This is a genomic window from Salinadaptatus halalkaliphilus (assembly GCF_006543045.1).
Lineage (GTDB): Archaea > Halobacteriota > Halobacteria > Halobacteriales > Natrialbaceae > Salinadaptatus > Salinadaptatus halalkaliphilus.
This window is the reverse complement of the sequence record NZ_RBZW01000076.1, coordinates 245,544-261,104: the sequence shown is the minus strand read 5'-3', so window position 1 is coordinate 261,104 and position 15,561 is coordinate 245,544. Positions and strand designations below refer to the sequence as shown.

Annotated in this window: 14 protein-coding genes; 8 read left to right on the top strand and 6 right to left on the bottom strand. The window is 60.7% G+C overall.

The window, feature by feature from the left end; genetic code table 11:
- Positions 1-201 precede the first annotated feature (201 nt).
- Positions 202-1,263, top strand: a complete 1,062-nt coding sequence (locus tag D8Y22_RS21425) for a zinc-dependent alcohol dehydrogenase family protein (protein ID WP_141466667.1) — start codon at positions 202-204, stop codon at positions 1,261-1,263.
- A gap of 107 nt (positions 1,264-1,370) precedes the next feature.
- Positions 1,371-3,029: an AMP-binding protein gene (locus D8Y22_RS21420; protein WP_174811940.1), complete on the top strand. Its 1,659-nt coding sequence runs from the start codon at positions 1,371-1,373 to the stop codon at positions 3,027-3,029.
- A gap of 5 nt (positions 3,030-3,034) precedes the next feature.
- Here D8Y22_RS21420 and D8Y22_RS21415 read toward each other — a convergent pair whose 3' ends face one another.
- The 6 genes from D8Y22_RS21415 to D8Y22_RS21390 form a co-directional block, all read right to left on the bottom strand.
- Positions 3,035-3,730 carry an ABC transporter ATP-binding protein gene (locus tag D8Y22_RS21415; protein WP_141466665.1) on the bottom strand — a complete coding sequence of 232 codons (696 nt, stop codon included), beginning with the start codon at positions 3,728-3,730 and terminating at the stop codon, positions 3,035-3,037.
- Entirely contained in the window at positions 3,727-4,470 is a 744-nt protein-coding gene (locus D8Y22_RS21410) for an ABC transporter ATP-binding protein (RefSeq protein WP_141466664.1), read from the bottom strand. The genes D8Y22_RS21415 and D8Y22_RS21410 overlap by 4 nt, the downstream gene beginning before the upstream one ends.
- 4 nt (positions 4,471-4,474) lie before the next feature.
- On the bottom strand, positions 4,475-5,482 hold the full coding sequence (locus D8Y22_RS21405; RefSeq protein WP_141466663.1) for a branched-chain amino acid ABC transporter permease: 1,008 nt from the start codon (positions 5,480-5,482) through the stop codon (positions 4,475-4,477).
- Positions 5,479-6,387, bottom strand: a complete 909-nt coding sequence (locus tag D8Y22_RS21400) for a branched-chain amino acid ABC transporter permease (RefSeq protein ID WP_141466662.1) — start codon at positions 6,385-6,387, stop codon at positions 5,479-5,481. The genes D8Y22_RS21405 and D8Y22_RS21400 overlap by 4 nt, the downstream gene beginning before the upstream one ends.
- Before the next feature lie 29 nt (positions 6,388-6,416).
- Positions 6,417-7,676, bottom strand: coding sequence for an ABC transporter substrate-binding protein (locus D8Y22_RS21395; RefSeq protein WP_141466661.1), 1,260 nt, complete (start codon positions 7,674-7,676; stop codon positions 6,417-6,419).
- Between the two features lie 208 nt (positions 7,677-7,884).
- Positions 7,885-9,522 carry an acyl-CoA synthetase gene (locus D8Y22_RS21390; RefSeq protein ID WP_141466660.1) on the bottom strand — a complete coding sequence of 546 codons (1,638 nt, stop codon included), beginning with the start codon at positions 9,520-9,522 and terminating at the stop codon, positions 7,885-7,887.
- Positions 9,523-9,737: 215 nt separating this feature from the next.
- On the opposite strand from D8Y22_RS21390, the gene D8Y22_RS21385 reads away from it, so the two are divergent.
- The 6 genes from D8Y22_RS21385 to D8Y22_RS21360 all read left to right on the top strand — a co-directional run bounded on the left by D8Y22_RS21385 (position 9,738) and on the right by D8Y22_RS21360 (position 15,460).
- A complete protein-coding gene (locus D8Y22_RS21385; protein WP_141466659.1) occupies positions 9,738-10,496 on the top strand; it encodes an enoyl-CoA hydratase/isomerase family protein in 759 nt (252 codons plus the stop codon).
- Positions 10,497-10,555: 59 nt separating this feature from the next.
- On the top strand, positions 10,556-10,999 hold the full coding sequence (locus tag D8Y22_RS21380) for a MaoC/PaaZ C-terminal domain-containing protein (RefSeq protein ID WP_141466658.1): 444 nt from the start codon (positions 10,556-10,558) through the stop codon (positions 10,997-10,999).
- A gap of 459 nt (positions 11,000-11,458) precedes the next feature.
- Positions 11,459-12,217, top strand: a complete 759-nt coding sequence (locus tag D8Y22_RS21375) for an IclR family transcriptional regulator (protein ID WP_174811939.1) — start codon at positions 11,459-11,461, stop codon at positions 12,215-12,217.
- 49 nt (positions 12,218-12,266) lie between these two features.
- Entirely contained in the window at positions 12,267-12,959 is a 693-nt protein-coding gene (locus tag D8Y22_RS21370) for an enoyl-CoA hydratase/isomerase family protein (RefSeq protein WP_174811938.1), read from the top strand.
- A gap of 91 nt (positions 12,960-13,050) precedes the next feature.
- The gene (locus D8Y22_RS21365) at positions 13,051-14,571 is read left to right on the top strand and encodes an aldehyde dehydrogenase family protein (RefSeq protein WP_141466655.1); all 1,521 of its coding nucleotides are present in this window, start codon (positions 13,051-13,053) and stop codon (positions 14,569-14,571) included.
- A gap of 121 nt (positions 14,572-14,692) precedes the next feature.
- Positions 14,693-15,460: an IclR family transcriptional regulator gene (locus tag D8Y22_RS21360; RefSeq protein ID WP_141466654.1), complete on the top strand. Its 768-nt coding sequence runs from the start codon at positions 14,693-14,695 to the stop codon at positions 15,458-15,460.
- Positions 15,461-15,561 lie beyond the last annotated feature (101 nt).

The following is a 15,561-nucleotide window of genomic DNA, read 5'->3' as shown; positions in this document are numbered from 1 at the left end:
TGCTGATGACACATAACACCACAATAAACGTTTGTATCGACACGCCCGGACTCGAGCCGTTTCCGTGTCTACATCTCGTTCATAGGGAGTATCGTCGCCTCCCGAAGGTCTCGAAACCGGGCTGTACGTCCTCGCGACAGTGGCCGGCCGTCGATAGCCGGGACAGAAAGTGCTTTATCGATGTGGCATCGTGTGACAATCATGCGAGCTGCAGTACTCAGCGACTACGGAGAGCCACTCGAGATCGAAGACGTTCCGAGCCCCTCGGCTGCCGAGGACGGCGTCGTCATCGAAACCGAAGCCTGTGGTATCTGCCGGAGTGATTGGCACGGCTGGCAGGGAGACTGGGGCTGGATCGGCGCACAGCCACCGGAAGGCCAGATTCTCGGCCACGAACCGGCAGGTACCGTCGTCGAAGTCGGAACTGACGTGGAGACGGTCTCGGTCGGCGATCGAATCGCCGTCCCGTTCAACATCGCCGACGGGACCTGTCACTGCTGTCTGACCGACCATTCGAACATCTGTGAAAACGTCCGTCCGCTCGGCTTCGCCGAGTCGGTACAGGGCGCGTTCGCCGAACAGGTCCACGTTCCAAGCGCCGATTTCAACGCCGTGGCGCTCCCCGAGGGCGTCTCCTCGGTCGACATGGCCGGGCTGGGCTGTCGGTTCATGACCGCGTTCCACGCGCTGGCCCACCGCGCCGACCTCGAGGCCGGCGACTGGGTCGCCGTCCACGGCTGTGGCGGCGTCGGGCTCTCTGCGGTCCACATCGCCGACGCGCTCGGCGCACACGTCGTCGCCGTCGATATCAAAGCCGACAAACTCGAGACCGCGACGGAACTCGGCGCGACCGAGACGGTCAACGTCGGCGATGTCGATACCGTCGCCCGTGAGATCCAGGCGATTACGGACGGCGGTGCAGACGTTTCGATCGACGCGCTCGGCATTGCCGAGACGGCACAGAACTCGGTCCAGTGTCTTCGCCGACTCGGCCAGCACATCCAAATCGGCCTCACCTCCGAAGAAGAACAGGGCGTCGTCCCGTTGACGACCGACCTGATGGTCATGAAAGAGATCGAGTTCATCGGCTCGTTCGGGATGCAGCCCCCGCGGTACGACGAGATCCTCCGGATGGTCCAGAGCGGGAAACTCGATCCCAGCCGGGTCGTCTCCGAGACCGTCGGTCTCGAGGACGTCTCCGACAAACTCGCCGCGATGACGAACTACGAGACGGCCGGCATTCCCGTGATCAACGAGTTCTAACTGCCGACACGGCTTTTCGACACCGCTTTCTCTCCCTCGAGCAGCCGGCCACTCGGTCTCGTATTCCGCACCTATTATAGTTGGTGCGTCACATGGTATTCGTAGACATGGTAACGACACAGCCAGCGCAGTTTCCCGACGAGGTCCCGGCTGAACCGACGGTTCCACACGGGACGCGACCGCTTCACGAGTATCTTCGACGCCACGCCGAGGAAACGCCGAGGAAACCGGCGCTGATCTACTACGGCACCGAGATCAGCTACGGGGAGTTGAACGACGCCGTCGACGCGTTCGCAGGCGTTCTCGCCGACCGCGGTTACGGGAAGGGGGACACGCTCATGCTGTTTCTCCAGAACTGTCCGCAGTACTACGTCGGCTACCATGCCGCCCACCGGCTCGGCATGCGGGTGAGTCCCTGCAGCCCGATGGCGAAAGCACACCGCGTCTCCTATCAACTCGAGGACGGCGATGTCGACGTCGTGCTTGCACTCGACGCCTACGCGGACGTTCTCGAGGACGTTCGCGACGAGTCGCCGCTCTCGGACGTGGTCTATACGCGCCTCGAGGCGTACCTCCCGGACGATCCGACGCCGCCGATCCACGAGGATATGGCGGACGCGACCGCCGTCAACCGACAACCGACGGACGATTCGACCCTCTACTTCGGACAGGCACTCGAGGACGCCCCCGCGGCGTACGACGAGCCGTCGACGGCGATGGACGACGTGGTCTTGCTCCAGTACACCTCCGGGACCACCGGGCAACCGAAGGGCTGTCAACACACCTACGAGACGATCCTCACCAAAGCCGCCAGCAACGCGGCGGTCACCGGCTACGGTGACGACACACGGTTACTCGAGGTGATGCCGATCTTCCACGTCGCCGGGAAACTGTTCGCCGTCGATACGCCGCTGATACACGGCAGCACCGTCGTCTTGTTGACGCGGTACTCGCCGGACGCACTGCTCGAAGCCGCGGATGCCCACGAACCGACGATCGGCTGGCTGACGACGCCGATGGTTCGTGGCGTCGTCGACCATCCGGAGCTCGAGGCGTACGATCTCACGTCGTTCGAACGCAATCCGACGACGAGTTTCGGCCAGTCGCTCACCGAGGCGCTCTGTGAGCGATGGGAGTCGATCACTGGTGGGGAGATGTTCGAGGCTGCCTACGGATTGAGCGAGACCCACACGATGGATACATTCACTCGCGGTCTCGGCACCGTCGAGGACGGCTTCATGGGTCGGCCCGCACACGACGTCGACATCGTCGTCCGGGACTGGCAAACCCACGAGGAACTCCCTCGCGGCGAGAAAGGAGAGATCAGCGTCGCATCGCCGTCGACGATGGTCGGCTATCTGAACAAACCCGACCGGACCGAGGACGCGTTTTACGGCGAGTACGTGCTGACGGGCGACGTCGGGAAGCTGACCGAGGACGACTGTCTCTACTTCCTCGGGCGGCGCAAGGCGATGATCAAATCCAGCGGCTACTCGGTGTCACCGGCCGAGGTCGAGGCCATCCTCAAAGAACACGAGGGCATCGACAACGCCGCCGTCGTCGGTCGGGCACACGAGACTCGAGGCGAAGAAGTCGTCGCGTTCGTCACGCTCGCCGACGACTCGCTCGAGGCCGACGATATCCTCTCGTGGGCCGACTCGGAGATGGCGGCCTACAAGCGACCGCGGGACGTGACGATACTCGAGTCGCTCCCGGTAACCGACGTCGGAAAACTCGACAAACAGTCGCTCGAGCAGCGAGCGTAGTTCGGTTACTCGGTCGAGACCTTGAGGTGTTGGTCGATCAGTTCCGAGTCACGCTCGATGTCGTCCGTTTCGGCGACGATCCGTCCTTTGTCCATGATGTATATCCGATCCGCCAGCGCGTTGACGACGTCGACGCTCTGTTCGACGAGCAGAATCGTCGCTTCCGACTGGATCTCCTCGAGCGCGTCGACGACGTCGTCGACGATCATCGGCGCGAGCCCCTCGGTCGGCTCGTCGATCAGCAACAGGTCGAAATCGCCGAGGATGCCGCGAGCGATGGCGAGCATCTGCTGTTCGCCGCCGCTTAGCTGTCCGCCCGTCGAGGACGATAGCTCCTCGAGTTTCGGGAAGTAGTCGTAGGCCGTCTCGAACGGCACGGTGTCGGTCCGCCGGGCGAGCTTGAGGTTTTCCTCGACGGTCAGCGCCGGGAAGATCCGTCGATCTTCCGGCACCCAGCCGATCCCTCGCTTGGAGATGTCGTTCGGCTTGAGATCGGTGATCGAGTCCCCGCGGAAGGTAATCTCGCCTCGTTCGGGGGGCGTATGGCCGAGAATGCTTCGCAGCGTCGTCGACTTCCCAACGCCGTTGCGACCGAGGAGTCCGACGACCTCCCCCTCGGCGACCTCGAGGGAGGTGCCGTGGAGGATGTGTGAATCGCCGTAGTAGGTGTCGATCCCCTCGACCGAGAGCAACGGGCTCATACGAACTCACCTCCGAGATACGCCTCCTGGACACGGTCGCTCGATCCGACCTCCTCGGGGGTTCCCTGGGCGATCACCGCACCGTTGGCCAAGACCGTAATCGTGTCGGAGAGTTCCATGATGAGATCGATGTCGTGTTCGATGAGCAGGATCGTATACTCCTCGTTGAGCGAGTGGATCAAGTCAACGACCTCCTTGGTCTCCTCTTCGGACATCCCCGCAGCGGGTTCGTCGAGCATGATCAACTCCGGATCTCGGGCGACGACGATCGCTAACTCGAGCAGTCGCTTCTCGCCGTGTGAGAGCGTCGATGCCTCGGCGTCGGGGTCGGCGGTGATGCCGACGTAATCGATGATCTCGAGGGTTCGTTCCTCGAGTTCCGGAATGTCCTCGGTCTTCGTCCAGAAGTTCCAGCCGTAGCCGTACTCTTCCTGGACGGCGATGCGAATGTTCTTTCGGACGGTGAGTTCGGGGAAGATATTCGTGATCTGGAACGAGCGCGAAATACCGCGCTTGACCCGTTTCTCGGACGACTCGTCGGTAATATCTTCGCCGTTGAAACGAATCTCGCCGTCGGAGGGCGAGAGCATTCCGGTCAACAGATTGAACGTCGTCGTCTTGCCAGCGCCGTTCGGGCCGATAATCGATTGGATCTCACCCTTCTCGACGGAGAGATCGACCTGGTCGACGGCGACCAGCCCGTCGAACCGTTTCGTTAGATCGGTTGTTTCCAGTAGCATGATATTAGTCCTCCTGCGTGAGCGTACCGACGATACCTTTCGGGAAGAGGATCACGACGAAGACGAACGCGATACCAACGAACAGCAGCCAGTGGTCGGTGACCGGGCTCAGGAATTCTTCGAGAAGGACGATGAACGTCGCACCGAAGAACGGTCCGATCAGCGTTCCTGCGCCGCCGAACAGCGTTATCAGGAGTACTTCTCCCGACATCTGCCAGTAGAGGAACCGCGGCGACGCGAAGTAGAGAAACAGGCCGAACAACGAGCCCGCAAGCACGGAGAAGACGCCGGATATCGTCAGTGAGGCGAGTTTGTACCGAAACGTGTGGTAGCCGATCATCTGTGCGCGCTCTTCGTTCTCCCGGATCGCTCGGAAGACGTCGCCCATCGGCGAGGAGAGGATGCGCTTCATCACGAGATACGTGATCACGAGGATCGCGACACAGAGGAGATAGAAGTGGACGTTGTTCCCCAGATCCACCACGGGAAGTATCGTTTCCGGTCGCATGAAGGTCGGGAGTCCCGACGCGCCGCCAGTGACGTCCAGCCGGTAGGCGATGATGTAGAGCAGTTGTGCGAGCGCGAGCGTCAACATGGCGAAGTAGACCCCGTGTGTGCGCAGCGAGATGATGCCGATGACGAGACTCAAGACGACTCCGGCGAGGATCGCGACGACGAGGATCGCCAGCAGCGGCCACTCCATCGCCGTGGTGAGATAGATCGATACGTACGCGCCTGTCCCGAAGAACGCGGCGTGTCCGAACGACAGTAGTCCGGTGTAGCCAAACAGCAGGTCGTAGGCGACGCCGAAAATCGCGAGAATCACGATATGGGTCATCACCTGCAGCGGATGGGCGGGCAACACGAATCCCAATGCTGCGAGCGCAACCCCCGCGATGACCGGGAGGAATTGCAGTACCTGTGGCGGTAGCGTCTCTTCGATGTCCGTCTTGACCGTAACGAATCTGGATTGTGTGGCTTTCAGTCGTGGTTTGAGTCCGATCGATGTCATTCGGTGAACACCCCTTCAACGCCGAACAGCCCCTGCGGTCGATAGAGGATGACGGCGACCATTAGTACGAACGGGATCGCTTCAGCGGCCCACGGCACGTAGATCTGTCCGAAGGACTGTGCAATTCCGATCAACAGCCCGGCGACGATGACGCCTTTGAAACTCCCCAGTCCGCCGACGACGACGACGACGAAGATGAGGATGATGATTTCGGCCCCCATCTCGGGAAAGAGCCCGAAAAGCGGTGCCACGAGTACGCCCGCGATGGCGGCGTAGGCTGCACCCAAGCCGAAGATGAAGGTGTAGGCACGATTGACGTCGTATCCCATCGACTCGACCATCTCCGTATCGAAGATCGCTGCTCGAATGATGAGGCCGTATTTGCTCTTGGTAAGAAACAGCCACAGCGCCGTCACGAGGATCCCTCCGGCGACGATCAGGAATATCCGATACGTCCCGAAGGTGTAGCCGGCGACGGCGATCGACCCCGACAGTAGATCCGGAATCGGAAACGGCTGGCTTTGCGGGCCGATGATAACCTCGATGAGTTCGATGAGGATGATCGCGGCCCCGAACGTCACGGCGAGTTGATACAGCGGCTCTCGGTCGTACAGCGGCCGGATGATGCTCACTTCCATGATCGCACCGATCGCGAAGCCGGCGATGACCGCGGCGACGACCGCGACCGCGAAATTCCCCGTCACGCCAAAGAGAACGAACCCGGCGTACGCACCCGCGGCGTACAGTTCGCCGTGGGCGAAATTGACCACGCCCATGAGACCGAAAATCAGCGTCAATCCGGCGGCTGTGAGCACGAGAATCATCCCGAACGAGATGCCACTGTACAGCCCCTGGACGATCCCGTCGACACTTATCTGCAGTAGCGTATTGTGCGGTAATACCATAACTAATTCGTAATTCGTACCCGTCCGTATTACTCGACGCTACACTCCATTCGGCCCGTAACCTCGTCACAGGAGGCCAGGACCTCGTCCGCCGGGATCGTCTCCTCGACCGACCAATAGATCTGGTCGTCGTCCGCGCTGTCGACCTCTGCAATGTACATCGGATAGGAGGCCTGGTGGTCGCACGATCGCATATTGTACTCGCCGGAAATCACCTCGCCGCTCCACTCTCGAATCGCCGACACCAACGTGTCGGGACCCGTCCCGTCGGCGCCGTCTGCCGCCCGGAGGGCCGCTTCGATGTGACGGTAGGCCTGGCCGGCGGCGAGCCCTGGCAATCGACCTGTTTCGGACTCGAATCTATCGACGAAGTCCTGATTGGCTTCCGTATCGATGTCGTAGGTGTACTCCGTCGGCGTGTACACGCGCGTTTCGTCGAAGACACTCGAGCCGGCGCCGAGGATCGTTGGTTCGTAGGCGACGTGGTGGAACTGCGGAATGTCGATACCGGTTTGTTGGGCTTCGGTCATGAACGCGACGGCGCCGGATCCCGCGAACCCGAACTGGATCCAGTCGGGATCGGCATCCTGAATCGCGCCGACGTGCGTCGAGAAGTCACTCGCGCCGAGTTCGGCCCATCCCTGATCGACGACCGTGCCGCCTGCTTCCTCGATGGTTCGCTCCCAGTCTTCCTGGATCTCGTGTCCCCAGCTGTAGTCGGGGTTGAGCTGGAAGACCTCTTCGCCGAAGAGGTCGACGCCACCGGCCGCTCCGGCTTTCGCTTTCGTCAGCGTCGACGTCGGTGCTCGGAACGAGTAGGGGTTACACTGCTCGTCGACGAGGAGTCGTGCGCCGGTTGCGCAGGTGACCGTCGGCACGCCGTTTCGGCCGCCGACGTTCATCACACCACCGTCCTCGTCGGTACTGAGGAACGTCGCTAACATGTCGACTCCCTCCGAGTCGATTAACTCCTGTGCCCGTTGAATCGCCGTCTCGGGCGCGGCTTCACTGTCCCGGTTGAACCCTTCGACTTCCATTCCCTGAACGCCGCCCATATCGTTCCAGTCGTCGATGAGCATCTCGAAGGCGTCCTGGATGTCGGGTGCAAACGCCGAGTACGGTCCGGACTGAAACGCGACGAGTCCCACTCTGAAGACATCGTCGCCACCGCCCCCACCGCCGTTCCCGTTCCCGTTACCACTGTCGCTTGAGCAACCCGCAAGTCCAACAACAGCACCGGTTCCCGTTGCTGCCAACACGTCTCGTCGTGAGAGGCCTTCTCGTACCATGTCTCACTCCCACTTACTCCAAGTATATATGTATGTCGGTTAGTGTCACCAGGACAATAAATATCGGCCGAAGATTGTTAGAGAAAAATACTGTTCCGTCAGGTGCTACAATCGCCGGTTTCGACGACCATATCGACCGGCCGGTGTCGGGTGGAAGCGTTCGATACCGAAACCGCCAGCTGGTGCAACGCCGGTGCGTTCGGTTCGGTCACTCCTCGCGGAGTTTCCGCCGTTGTACCTTCCCCGTGGTCGTGGTCGGGAAGCTCTCGACGAACTCGATCTCGCGAGGGTACTCGTACTTGGCCAGCCGATCCTTGACGAACTGCGTGATATCGTTCCGAAGGTCGTCCGACGGCTCGGTTTCTCCCGCGAGTTTCACGAACGCTTTGATGATTTCGCCCCGTTCTGCGTCTTCCTCGCCGACGACGGCTGCGTTCTCGACGTCCGGGTATTCGACGAGCGTTTCCTCGACCTCGGCGGGCCCGACGCGGTAGCCCGCGGTGATGATGACGTCGTCCTTCCGGGACTGGTACCAGAAGTAGCCGTCGTCGTCTTTCTCGGCCATATCCCCGGTACACATCCAGTCGCCGACGAACGCCTCCTCGGTCTTCTCCGGCTTGTTCCAGTAGCGTTTGAAGATCACCGGGTCGGGCTGTCGCAGGGCGATTTCGCCCATCTCGCCGACATCGACCGGCTCCCCGTCGTCGTCGATCAGCTCGATCGTCCGACCCGGTACCGGTTTCCCCATGCTTCCCGGCTTGATATCGAACCAGCTCGGTGCATTCGCGACGAGCATGTTCGCCTCCGTCTGGCCGAAGAGATCGACCAGGGTCGCGTCGAGTTCGTCTTCGACCCATCGAACGACCTCGGCGCCACAGGGTTCGCCGCCGGTCGAGATATTGTCCAGGTCGTCGATATCGTACTGTTCGATCTCGTCGCCGAGGCCCATCATCATCTTGAGCGCCGTCGGCGGGATGAATGCGTTCGTAATGCCGTGGCGCTCGATCGTCTCGAACGCCCACTTCGGATCGAACCCGCCGCCTTTGAGCCGCGTCACGTACGGCTTGCCGAAGTGCCAGGCGCAGTAGAGGTGTGCAACCAGGCTGCCGACCCACGCCCAATCGCCGGGTGACCAGTAGAGTTGATCGTCGCCGACGTCGAGATCGTTCCACATCTCGAATCCGGGATAGTAGCCGGCGACGTACTGGTGGCTGTGCAACACCCCTTTCGGGTCGCCGGTGGTCCCGCTCGTGTAGATGAGCAACGCGTCGTCGTCCCTGTGCGTCTCGACGGTCTCGAAGGACCGACTGTACGTCGGATAGCGCTCGCGCAGATTCACGTCGCTTCGCTCGTCGGCCTTGAGGCTCACCAGCGTCTCGAGAGCCGGAAGCTCCGCGATGTCCTCGACCTTCTCGAGGCCAGCGTCGTTCGTCACGAGGACCGTCGAGCCGGAGTCCCGGAGCCGATACGCCATGGCGTCCGTGCCAAAAAGTTTCGAGAGCGGGACGATCACCGCACCAAGTTTGTACACCGCGAAGTGGAGCAACACGGTCTCGGGCACGTTCGGCAGACTCACCGCAACTCGGTCCCCGCGCGTGACTCCCAGATCGGCAAGTAGATTCGCGATCTGGTTCGAGCGGACGTCGAGATCGTAGAACGTGTACTTCTCGACGCCGCCATCCTGATCCTCGAAAACCAGTGCGAGACGCCCTCGTCGATCGCCGTGGCTCGAGACGAGGTCGGTCGCGATGTTGTACCTCTCGGGGATATCCCACTCAAACTGATCGTGTGCGGTCTCCCACGAGTCGTAGTGAGAGATCAACGGCTTGTGGTCGTAGACGTCCATATCACAGTACTCCGAATGGATCCTGATAAAGGTACCTGACACCGGCATCGCTCGTATCAGCTGCGTGACTGTGTTGGTGATTGTGTACCCGCTGTGTACCCGTACGCCAGTAATCGTATTCCTGGTAGTGGATCCCAGGGCCGTGCGACTGCGAGCGTCCTACCCAGTGCCGGCTGGTCCATAACTATAAATATACCTGTCCGTAGAAGGAACGTATGGACGCCGAATTGGATGTCGTAGACGTGTCAATAGAGGATAATATTGCCTGGGCGACGATCGACCGGGCCGACAAGCACAACGCGCTCAGTCTGGCTGTCATCGACGACCTCACCACGGCCGTCGAGACGCTTTTGACGACCGACGACGTTCGACTCATCGTCGTTCGCGGCGCCGGTGAGCGGGCGTTTTCGGCGGGCGCGGACGTCGGAGAGTTCGCCATACGAGAAGCCAGCGAGCAACTCGAGTACAACCAGCGACTGACGGAGCTCTGTGACCTGCTCGATTCGGGGTCGAAACCGACGATTGCGGGCGTCAACGGCGTGGCGTTCGGCGGTGGTGCCGAGCTGATTCTGGCCTGTGACATGCGGGTCGCATCGACCGACGCTGCGTTCAGCGAAGCCGAAATCAACGTCGGCGTCGTCCCGCTCGCGAAGCGACTGATCGACACCATCGGCTACGGGCAGGCCGCCGAACTCTGTCTCACCGGCAGAACCGTCGATGCACAGGAAGGCCGTGAACTCGGCCTCTTCAATCGCGTCGTCGAACCCGAGGAGTTCGAGGCGGAAATTCGGACTCTTGCCGACAGCGTCGTCGAAAAGACCGAACCGTCGGTCAGATTGACCAAGGAAACCCTCGTCGCCGCCCGCGACAACGACCTCGAGGAGGCGACCCTGCACCAACTGCTCAACTTCTACGAAGCGTTCGAGACCGACGAAGCCGACGAACGAATCCAGGCGTTTCTCGAGCGCCAGTAGTACGCGGTGAGGACGACCGCGAAGCCAACACTTACCACACCAGTTCGTCCACAGTGTGTATGGAGACGAAATACTTCGACGACTTCGAGACCGGCGAGACCATCACGACCAACGGCCGGACGATCACCGAAGCCGATCAACTGAACTACGCCGCACTCAGTGGGAATTACGATCCGATCCACCTCGACGCCGAACGGATGGCCGACTCGCCGTTCGGCGAGCGACTCGTCTACGGCTACCTCGTGCTCAACGTCATGGAGGGGCAAAAAGTCCAGACGGGAGTCATCGAGGATTCGGTAATCGCCTTCTACGGCATCGACGAAGCACGGTTCGTCGAACCGGTCGCGATTGGCGATACGATCCATACGGAACTGACAGTTCTCGACCTCGAGCCGAAAGACGAGGATAGTGGCGTCGTCGTCCTCGAAGAAACGGCCATCAATCAGACCGACGATGCGGTCGTGGTCGCGGAAACCCGAACGCTCGTCGAGCGCACACCGTAGCGGGGGACCGACAGCCGATCGGCGCTATTCTCACAGACCAACAATTCGTCAGCGCCGGGTAATCCTCCCGGGCTCGCCTCGGGACGCCTCCGATTGGGCATCACCCAATACCGATCCACTCTCCGGCTCGCGACCGTTTGCTATATCATTAAAAAAACATGAAAATTAATATTTGATGATTTGTGGTCTACAACGCTGGCCGTGTACATGTGGCGCACGTGCTGTGGGTCTTACTCACATACTATTTCGCTGGGCATCACCCATTGTCTAATCGGATAGTAACCGCGTGATTTCGGCCGTGAAGTCTCTCGAATGCGTAACTCTTGGGTCGAAATACGATTGAATGTAGTGTGTGGGCGCTGTCGAGACCACGATCTCGCTACTGTCTCGGCAGCTGTCGCTCGAGCTAGCGTTGGGCGATGCCCAAACTATATTGTAGTCGGGTGTCTCGATGGGAGTATGGGACGACATCGGGTCAAGGCGACGGAGACCTCGTTCGCGATCATCGAGACACTCGTCACCAAACAAGAAGCGAGCCTTTCGGAGCTCACGGAAGCGGTCGAAACGCCCCAGACGACCGTTTACGATCACCTCGAGACCCTTTGCGATCTCGGATACGTTCGAAAGGACGATGGAACGTACCGACCGACGCTGCAGTTTCTGAAGTTGGGTGGACACGTCCGGTTCGATCAGGATCTCTATCACGTTGCACGGCCGAAACTGCGCCAGATAACCGAAGAGACGGGCGAACCGGCGACGCTTGCTGTCGAGGAAGACGACTATGCTGTCTTCGTCTACAGCACGGAAGGCGAGTATACGACCCGGTCGACGCAGGCGGATGGGTCTCACACGTGGTTACACACCAATGCGCTGGGGAAGGTGTTTTTGGCGTATGCCGACCGTGAACGGGTCGATCAGCTGATCGACGATTATGGGCTCCCGAGCAACACTGAGCACACGATCACGGACCAAAACGAACTGCACCGCGAATTGGCGTCGATTCGCGAGCAAGGATACGCACTCGATCGAGAAGAGGGGAAACTCAGTATGCAAGGCGTCGCGAAACCGATCTTTTCGCCGTCGAACGACGTAATCGCTGCCGTAAGCGTCTACAGTAGTACGCGCCGAATGCGAAACGAGGAATTCCTCGAGCAGGTGCTCAGGCCGCTCGAGCGAGCCGTCGATGTCATCGAGGTCGACATCGCACACGGCGTGTGACTCGGCGACCGCGAGATTTAAGTTGTGTGTGGTTCTCTCTCAGAGTCGTATGCCCCTACAGACAGCGGCAATGACCGACGAGGTACTCCGTCTCACGCTCGATCGGCCGAATTCGCTCAACGCGCTCAACGTCGAGTTGTTGTCTCGTCTCGCATCGGAGATTTCGAAGGCGGACGGCGAGTACGAGGTACTGATCATCGAGGGCGCTGGCGACGCATTTACCGCCGGTGCCGATCTCGAGGAAGAGGAGAGCGCCGGCGATCTCTTCCAGGAGATCACACACGCGGTTCGGGCGTTCGACGGTATCGTCATCGGTAAACTCCACGGCTGGGTCGTTGGTGGCGGGTTCGAGTGGACACTCTCGTTCGACATCTGTTATGCAGCACCGGATACGACCTTTAAACTCACCGAGTCGGAGGTCGGCGTGACGATCACGAACGGCTCGTCGTTGCTCCTGCCGATGGCTATCGGCAGTCCCAAAGCCAAGGAACTCATCTACACCAGCCGGGAGTTAGACGCACGGGAAGCCGAGGAACTCGGACTGGTTGCCGGCGTCTACGACCGCACGGAGTTAGACCAGCAGGTGCGCGATGTCGCACTGGATCTCGTCGAGAACAAATCCCACACTGCACTCAGATTGAACAAACACGTGCTCAACCACGCTGCCGACCTCGATGCAGTCATGGAACGAGAGGAAATCGTCAACGAGTACTGTCACGAAATCGAAGAGATGAGCTGGTAATGATCGGTCCGACCAGGCCCACGCCCGGCGTGGCAGCTAGTCACAACAGTTATTGCAGGCTGCACCAAGAGAGCCAACGGAGGCGATACACGTGACTATCCAGTACTACACCGATAGCGTTCGTCAGAATCACGCCGATGCGCGCGCCGACCTCGAGGTACTCGGCGCGTTCGAGACGTGGATCGACGGCGAATGGGCGCCGGCCGCCAACGGGGAAACGTTCGAGACGATCGATCCGGTCGTACAGGAACCGATCTGCTCGGTCCCCCGCTGTGGGGCGGCCGATGTCGATCGTGCGGTCGAAAGCGCACAGTCGGCGTTCGACGCCACCTGGGGATCGCTCGGGGCGGCCGACCGATCGCGAGCCATCCTGGCGTGGACCGAGACGCTGCGCGAGCACATCGACGAGTTGGCACTCGTCGAGAGTCTCGACGGTGGGAAGCCACTGAGTCACGCTCGAGCGGAGATCGAGTTCGGCATCGAATTCATCGAATATTACGCCAACGTGGTTCGCGCCGACGAAGGGATCACGTTGCCGACGAGCGACGACCAGCACGTCTACACCAGAACCGAACCCTACGGGGTCGTCGGGCTCATCGTTCCCTGGAACTACGCGTTCATCATCGCTGCATGGAAGCTCGGGCCCGCGTTGGCAGCCGGCAACGCGGTCGTACTGAAACCCGCGGAACAGACGCCGCTTTCGGCACTTTACGCGGCGAAACTGTCGAAATCGATCTTCCCAGACGGCGTCGTGAACGTTCTCACGGGCTACGGCGAGGAGGCGGGCGCAGCGCTTTCGAGCCACCCGACCGTCGGGAAGCTTTCCTTTACCGGTGCGGATACGACCGGCGAGACGATCATGGAGACGGCAGCGTCGACCGTCACGCCGGTGACACTCGAACTCGGCGGCAAATCGCCGTACGTGGTGTTTCCCGACGTCGACATCGACGAGACTGTCCGCGACGTTGCACACGGCATTTTCTACAATGCCGGTCAGTCCTGCGATGCCTGTTCCAGATTGCTCGTCCACGAGGACATCGCCGAGGAGTTCCTCGATGCGCTCGTCGATCGTGCCGAGTCGCTCGAGGTCGGCGATACGCTCCAGGAGGGAACGACGCTCGGCCCGATCATCTCGCAAGCGCAGTTCGAGACGGTCACGGGGTATCTCGAGCGCGGTACCGACGCGGGGGCGACGCTCGAAACCGGCGGCGTCGCAGACGAGAGCCCAGTAGACGATGGCTGGTTCGTCGAGCCAACCGTCTTCACCGACGCGACCAACGACATGCAAATCGCCCAGGAGGAGATCTTCGGGCCGGTGTTGACCGTGATCACCTTCTCGACGTACGAGGAGGCCGTCGACCTCGCCAACGACGTTCCGTTCGGGCTGGCTGCCGGCGTCGCGACGAGCGATATCGATCGTGCACATCGAGCCGCTGCGGACATCGATGCTGGCTCGATCTGGGTCAACGGAAGCTACGCGACACCGCGTCCCGGCGGCCCGTTCGGCGGATTCAAGCGCTCGGGGATCGGCCGAGAGCTGAGTAAGGACGCGCTTCGCCACTACACCCAGGAGAAGACGGTTTACGTCTCGGTAGACGATCCATCCCGGTAGCCGTTCAGCAATACTGAACGGACCGCAGCCGCCGACATATAATTACGACTGTACTTTTGTAAATACCGGTTGATACACGAACTGGGAAACATTATTATCGTGTTTTCCCCAACCAGTACCTGTGACCGAGAAAAGCCAGAACCGAAACCGGGTCAAATCGATCGGGAAGGCGTTCGATATCGTCGATATCGTCGCCGATCAAAACGGTGCGAGAGTGTCGACGATCGCCGACGACCTCGAGATGGCAAAGAGCACCGTCCACCTCCACCTCCAGACCCTCGAGGACGAGGGGTTGCTCCGACAGGAGGGCAAGGAGTATCGACTCGGCCTTCGCTTTCTCGATTTTGGGTATCGGGCGAGGGAAGACCAACCGATTTCGACCGTGGCTCACCCCGAAATCGAGGAGTTAGCTGCCGAGACCGGCGAGACCGTCTGGGTCGTCACCGAAGAGAACGGTCAGTGTATCTATCTCGATAGCGCAACCGGCGACAGAGCGCTTCACACTCGCGGTCGCATCGGTCGGCAATCACACATGCACTACCTCGCCGCTGGGAAGGCGATCCTCGCCGAACTACCCGCCGATCGGGTCGACGCGATCGTCGATCGACACGGGCTTCCGGCGGCGACCGACCGCACGATCGATTCCCGCGACGCGTTGTTCGAGACGCTCGAGCGCGTCCGTGACCGAGGGTACGCGATCAACGACGGCGAGGAGGTCGACGGCGTCTACGCCGTCGCAGCGCCGATCGTCGTCGACAAAACCGTCCTCGGCGCGATATCGGTGTCCGGGCCCGAGCACCGATTGAAACGCGACACCGTCCACTCGACTGTTATCGAGGCACTGTTGGCGACCGCCAACGCGGTGACGTTGAAGGCCGAGCAGTGGTGACCGGACGGCAAAATCCAGCAATGCTGAACGCCACCCTCCTCTGACGGGTCTCGCTGAGACGGATGCCCGCCATGTTTATATAATTCCGTTCTGATCGTGTG

Excerpts from the sequence above, each read along its gene's own strand:
- D8Y22_RS21425 (WP_141466667.1), top strand. The coding sequence starts at position 202 with ATGCGAGCTGCAGTACTCAGCGACTACGGAGAGCCACTCGAGATCGAA.
- D8Y22_RS21420 (WP_174811940.1), top strand. The coding sequence starts at position 1,371 with ATGGTAACGACACAGCCAGCGCAGTTTCCCGACGAGGTCCCGGCTGAA.
- D8Y22_RS21415 (WP_141466665.1), bottom strand. The coding sequence starts at position 3,730 with ATGAGCCCGTTGCTCTCGGTCGAGGGGATCGACACCTACTACGGCGAT.
- D8Y22_RS21410 (WP_141466664.1), bottom strand. The coding sequence starts at position 4,470 with ATGCTACTGGAAACAACCGATCTAACGAAACGGTTCGACGGGCTGGTC.
- D8Y22_RS21405 (WP_141466663.1), bottom strand. The coding sequence starts at position 5,482 with ATGACATCGATCGGACTCAAACCACGACTGAAAGCCACACAATCCAGA.
- D8Y22_RS21400 (WP_141466662.1), bottom strand. The coding sequence starts at position 6,387 with ATGGTATTACCGCACAATACGCTACTGCAGATAAGTGTCGACGGGATC.
- D8Y22_RS21395 (WP_141466661.1), bottom strand. The coding sequence starts at position 7,676 with ATGGTACGAGAAGGCCTCTCACGACGAGACGTGTTGGCAGCAACGGGA.
- D8Y22_RS21390 (WP_141466660.1), bottom strand. The coding sequence starts at position 9,522 with ATGGACGTCTACGACCACAAGCCGTTGATCTCTCACTACGACTCGTGG.
- D8Y22_RS21385 (WP_141466659.1), top strand. The coding sequence starts at position 9,738 with ATGGACGCCGAATTGGATGTCGTAGACGTGTCAATAGAGGATAATATT.
- D8Y22_RS21380 (WP_141466658.1), top strand. The coding sequence starts at position 10,556 with ATGGAGACGAAATACTTCGACGACTTCGAGACCGGCGAGACCATCACG.
- D8Y22_RS21375 (WP_174811939.1), top strand. The coding sequence starts at position 11,459 with ATGGGACGACATCGGGTCAAGGCGACGGAGACCTCGTTCGCGATCATC.
- D8Y22_RS21370 (WP_174811938.1), top strand. The coding sequence starts at position 12,267 with ATGCCCCTACAGACAGCGGCAATGACCGACGAGGTACTCCGTCTCACG.